This is a genomic window from Sphingomonas sp., assembly GCF_035758555.1.
Taxonomy (GTDB): domain Bacteria; phylum Pseudomonadota; class Alphaproteobacteria; order Sphingomonadales; family Sphingomonadaceae; genus Sphingomonas_B.
In genome coordinates this window covers 1-3,863 of record NZ_DASTXI010000239.1, presented here as the reverse complement: position 1 = coordinate 3,863, position 3,863 = coordinate 1, and the positions used below count along the sequence as shown (strand labels likewise).

The 3,863-nt window shown below is 67.1% G+C and carries 4 protein-coding genes; 2 read left to right on the top strand and 2 right to left on the bottom strand.

All coding sequences use genetic code 11. From position 1 onward, the window contains the following. Both VFT73_RS14290 and VFT73_RS14285 read left to right on the top strand, forming a co-directional pair. A partial coding sequence (locus tag VFT73_RS14290; protein ID WP_326412602.1) for an SDR family NAD(P)-dependent oxidoreductase occupies window positions 1–590 on the top strand: 590 nt, incomplete at its 5' end. A gap of 115 nt (window positions 591–705) precedes the next feature. Next, window positions 706–1,541, top strand: a protein-coding gene (locus tag VFT73_RS14285) for an IS5 family transposase (RefSeq protein ID WP_326412600.1) whose coding sequence is annotated in 2 segments (ribosomal slippage) — window positions 706–1,096 and window positions 1,096–1,541 — 837 coding nt in all. Because the reading frame shifts where the segments join, the coding sequence is not laid out codon by codon here. 64 nt (window positions 1,542–1,605) lie between these two features. Here VFT73_RS14285 and VFT73_RS14280 read toward each other — a convergent pair. Both VFT73_RS14280 and VFT73_RS14275 read right to left on the bottom strand, forming a co-directional pair. Further along, the gene (locus VFT73_RS14280; protein ID WP_326412598.1) at window positions 1,606–2,469 is read right to left on the bottom strand and encodes a DUF1194 domain-containing protein; all 864 of its coding nucleotides are present in this window, start codon (window positions 2,467–2,469) and stop codon (window positions 1,606–1,608) included. An 86-nt stretch (window positions 2,470–2,555) separates the two neighbouring features. Beyond that, window positions 2,556–3,614, bottom strand: coding sequence for a tartrate dehydrogenase (locus tag VFT73_RS14275; protein ID WP_326412596.1), 1,059 nt, complete (start codon window positions 3,612–3,614; stop codon window positions 2,556–2,558). Between the last annotated feature and the right edge of the window lie 249 nt (window positions 3,615–3,863).

The following is a 3,863-nucleotide window of genomic DNA, read 5'->3' as shown; positions in this document are numbered from 1 at the left end:
CCACCGCCGACGTGACCGACGACATCCAGATCGCCGGCATGGTGAAGGCCGCGCGCGACGCCTTCGGCGGCCGGATCGACGCACTGGTCAACAACGCGGCGCTGTTCGGCAAGCTGAAGCGACGCCGGTTCGAGGACATCGACGCGTTGGAGTTCGACGCCGTGCTGCGGGTCAATATCCGCGGGGTGTGGCAGATGACCCGCGCCGTGGTGCCCGTCATGCGCGGGCAGAAATACGGCAAGATCGTCAACGTCGCCTCGGGCACGGTGTTCAAGGGCACGCCGATGCAGCTTCACTACGTCACCTCCAAGGGCGCGATCATCGCCATGAGCCGCGCGCTGGCCCGCGAGGTCGGCGACGACAATATCTGCGTCAACACCATCGCCCCCGGTCTGACCGAGAGCGAGGCGGTGCTGAGCGAGGGCCAGTTCGGCGACGAGCATTTCAGGGCCAATATCGCCAGCCGCTGCATCAGGCGCGCCGAGACGCCGGACGACCTGGTCGGCGCCGCGGTGTTCCTCGCCTCCGCCGATTCCGACTTCATGACCGGCCAGGTGATCTGCGTCGACGGCGGCAGCGTGATGAATTGAGAGGGCACGAGGATGGCACGAGGGCGGGTCTCAGAGCCTGCTCAGAAAGTTGTTGAGTCGAATGAATCGATTGTGATTCCTTGTCGGGCACCCGAAGGACGGTGGAGGGTGCCTGATGTGGACCGAAGCGATGCGGGCGCGGTATGCGCCGAAGGCAAGCGGCTATCCGAGCGATCTGAGCGATGAGGAATGGGCGCTGATCGCGCCGCTGATCCCGCCGGCACGCCGTGGCGGCCGGCCTCGCCGCACCGACATGCGTCGGGTGGTTGACGCGATCCTCTATGTTCTGTGCGTCGGCTGTCAGTGGCGCGCCCTGCCGAAGGACTTTCCCCACCGCTCGACGGTGTACAGCTTCTTCTGGGAATGGACCCGCTACGGCGTGTGGGAGCGCATCCACATGACGCTGCTGGCGGAGAGCCGCGCGGCCTGTGGCCGCGAGCGCGAGCCGACCGCCGCCGTGATCGACAGCCGCAGCGTTCAAGCCGCGGAAAAAGGGGGCGCTCGGGCGATCCGACGGGCTGGGATGGGGGCAAGAAGGTCCGCGGCATCAAGCAGCATATCGCGGTCGATACCACGGGCCTGATCCTGGTCGTCCGGATCGACCCCGCTTCGGTCCAAGACCGCCACGGCGCGCCCACGGTCATCGCCGAGCTGTGCGACAGGTTCAAACAGATCGCCAAACTATGGGCCGATGCGGGCTATGCCGGCGAGAAGTTGCGGGCGGCCCTGGGCGAGAAGGCCGGGCTGCTCGAGATCGTCAAGAAAGCTCCCGACCAAAAGGGCTTCGCCGTTCTGCCCCGGCGCTGGGTGGTCGAACGAACCCTCGCCTGGATCGCCCGCTGCCGGCGTCTGGTGCGCCACTACGAAGGGCTCCACCGGACCGCCCGCGCCTTCATCTTCCTCGCCCTCATCCGCATCATGGTCCGCCGCCTCGCAAACCCCGTTCCATGAACCACAACCAAAACTTCCGAGTCAGGCTCTGAGACCCGCCCTACGCGTGTTGCGATCGCACAGTTCACGACGGGCCTTTGCCGCCGCCAGCCGGTTCCGGCCGCAGCACCTGCGCCTCGCCTTTGCCCGCGGCCTTGGCGCAGATCCCGGCATAAGGCGGCGCGCAGCCGGCGATCTCCATCACCAGCTTGCGGCGGATCGCCTCGCCGAAGCTCTGGAAATCCTTGGCGACGATCAGGAACGCGCCCGGACCGCCGATCACGTGGTCGCGGTAATATTCGTCGAGCGGGATCGGCGGCCCCCAGCCCTGCGGCCGGTCGTTGATGATGGCGAGGCCGTTGATGGTGATATGCGCCTTCACCGCGTCGTCGCGCGCCTCGTGCACCGGCCGGCCGCGGTTGTTCACCCCGTCGCCTGAAACGTCGATGGCGCGCCTTGTGGCGTGGAGTCCGCTCTCGCCCAGCATGGCGACGCTGAAATCGACCCCGCCGCTGATCGAGGTGCGGGCCATGAAATGGCGCTCCGACGCTTTCAGCTTGGCGGCGAAGGCCGCGGCGGAGTCCGCGTCGCGGATCAGCGTCCAGTCGGCGAGCACCGCCTGCTGGTCGTCCGACGACCATTCGACATAGCTGACGGCGATGGCGCCATAGGGGCCGGAGCGGATGGCCTTCACCACCTGCGGGTCGTTGAAGGCGGTGACGTAGCCTTCGCGCTGCAGGTTGTATTCCCAGTCGTCGATGCTGCGCGAGGCATCGACCGCGAGCACCAGCGCGAGATCGACTCCGGCGGGAATCTTCGCCGGCGGCGGCTTGGTCTGCGCCGAGGCAGGTCCGGCGGCGAGAAGAAGCTGGGCAGTGAGAAGAAGCAGGGCGGCGAGCCGCGCGAGCGCGCGCGGCAAGGTGACCGAGACGACGCATGGCAGGATCATGGCACGCACCGGCCTGACGGCGCGGCCCGTTGCGGGCCACGCAACCGGACGATTCTACGCCTTTTCCCGGCCGGGCGTGAGAGGCATCAGAGCGCGGCGGCGATCGCCTTGCCGACCTCGACGGTCGGCGCCTGGCCGCCGAGATCGCGGGTGCGCGGGCCGCCGTCCCGCAGCACGGTTTTGATCGCCCGCACGATCGCCGCGGCGGCCCGATGCTCGCCGAAATGGTCGAGCATCATGGCGCCCGACCAGATCTGCGCGATCGGGTTGGCGATGCCCTTGCCCGCGATATCGGGCGCGGAGCCGTGTACCGGCTCGAACATCGACGGAAAGGTCTTTTCGGGATTGATGTTGCCGGAGGCCGCGAGGCCGATCGAGCCGGCGACCGCGGGGCCGAGATCGGACAGGATGTCGCCGAACAGGTTGGTGCCGACGACCACGTCGAACCAGTCGGGGTGCAGCACGAAATGCGCGGTCAGGATATCGATGTGGAACTTGTCGGTGGCGATGTCGGGAAAGTCCTGCGCGACCGCGGCGAAGCGTTCGTCCCAATAGGGCATGGAATGGATGATGCCGTTCGACTTGGTGGCGCAGGTGAGCTTGCGGCGCGGCCGGGTGCGCGCCAGTTCGAAGGCATAGCGGAAGATGCGGTCGCAGCCGCGGCGGGTGAACACCGCCTGCTGTGTGGCGAACTCGTGATCCGTACCATGATAGAGTCGCCCGCCGATCTCGGAATACTCGCCCTCGACATTCTCGCGCACCACCAGGAAATCGATATCGGCTGGCTTGCGGTTCTTGAGCGGGCCGTTGACGCCCTCGAGCAGCCGCACCGGCCGCAGGTTGACATACTGATCGAAGCCGCGGCGGATCGGGATCAGCATGTCCCACAGCGAGACATGGTCGGGAACGCCCGGCCAGCCGACGGCGCCGAGGAAGATCGCATCGAAGCCGCGTAGCCGGTCGAGACCGTCCTGCGGCATGATCCGGCCGGTCCTGGCATAGGACGAGCAGTCCCACGGCAGATGCGTCCAGTCGAGCGTGATGCCGAATTTCGCCGCCGCGGCTTCGAGCACCCGCTGGCCCTCCGGCACGACCTCCTGGCCGATGCCGTCGCCGGGAATGGCGGCAATGCAATAGCGTGCCACGGTCGCCCCCTTCTGATCTTGTTGCGCGCCCTACGACATAGCGCAGACCGGCGACAATGCGAAGCGCGAGCAGGCTCCCTCTCCGCCTCCAATGGGAGGAGAGGGAGGGTAGCATCGTGCACCAATAGATTCAGTTGCGCGGCTGCGGCGTCAGGCGCAGATAGGGCTTCAGCTCCTTCCAGCCTTTCGGGAACAGCGTCTTGGCCTCGTCGTTGCTGACCGCCGGCACGATGATCACGTCGTCGCCCT

Bases quoted from the DNA above. Each gene is read 5' to 3' on its own strand.
- VFT73_RS14280 (WP_326412598.1), bottom strand. From the start codon at position 2,469: ATGATCCTGCCATGCGTCGTCTCGGTCACCTTGCCGCGCGCGCTCGCG.